Genomic DNA, 1,024 nt, shown 5'->3' with positions numbered 1-1,024 from the left:
CTTCAACGTCGCAGTCACCGGCACCGCCAGGATGGCGGCCCCGGTCTGTTGCGCCTTTTCGAAAACCGCATCAACCCACACTTCACTGAGGCACGGACGGGCGGCATCGTGCACACAAACGAACTCGGCGTCCGACTTTACGTGGCGGAGGGCGTTGTGCACCGAATCGGCTCGCTCCCGGCCTCCTTCGACAACCTGCACGCCCAGCAGCGTGATGTCCGCACTGAATCGGGCGAGAAAATCCTCGCGATCGTCAGGCGCTACCGCCACAATGATCTGGACGACATCGTCGCGTTGGGAAAACCGGTGCAGACTGTGGAGCCAAACGGCCCGTCCGTCTAACGGAGCGAACGGTTTTTTGTAATGCTTATCCTGAAACCGCGAACTGGCGCCCGCTGCCGGTAAAATAACGGCGAATCGTGCCACAGCAATCTCCCTTTCTGGCCGGCCCGACAGAGAACTCGATTGACAAAGCCGCATCTTTTTCCTTCACCATCCGCGGAAACTGGTTTCCTGTCAACGCCTGGAGCCCGGCACCTTGTTTCCGTCTGGAGGACCTCACCCCGGTGAGCGTCTGGAAATGTGGATCCTCAAAGGATGTGGAGGGAGCGGACCTGACAAGCAGGTCCCTCCGAAGACCCAAGGCCCAGGTGGAGCCCACCCTCCAGCCGATCTCTGGAGGAACGCCTTCCACGGCGTCCGTTGAACGCCGGAGCGGCACACCTGTCATGCCCAGCGAAGAGGTAGACCTCGGCAAAAGTCAAAAAGCGGACCTGACCAGCAGGTCAACGCGGACCAATTCCCGCCCAAGCCGGTTTCAGATCGGCGCTTTGTTCCCTGTGCGGGTAAAAAACCGGGTGAAATCTCCTTCGGCGGAGTTGTCAGCCGGAGCAAAATCGGATAAAGTAATCCAGAGACGAGCGGTTCGACGAACGCGATGTGACCTCCCCTGCGGTGGGGTTAACCAGTCACAGGCTCAAAGCTCGGGGCGTGGCGCAGCCTGGATTAGCGCGCTTGCTTGGGG

The 1,024-nt window shown here is 60.2% G+C and carries 1 protein-coding gene; it reads right to left on the bottom strand.

Translation table 11 applies throughout. The features are described from left to right. Positions 1-426, bottom strand: a 426-nt coding sequence (locus tag H5U08_RS19740; RefSeq protein ID WP_297037170.1) for a 2-C-methyl-D-erythritol 4-phosphate cytidylyltransferase, incomplete at its 3' end; no start/stop codon positions are given. Positions 427-1,024 lie beyond the last annotated feature (598 nt).

The sequence above is a fragment of the Thermogutta sp. genome, assembly GCF_014359955.1.
In the GTDB taxonomy this organism is placed as follows: Bacteria; Planctomycetota; Planctomycetia; order Pirellulales; family Thermoguttaceae; genus Thermogutta.
Note: the sequence above shows the minus strand (reverse complement) of the source record. Positions and strands in the feature narration are given on the sequence as shown.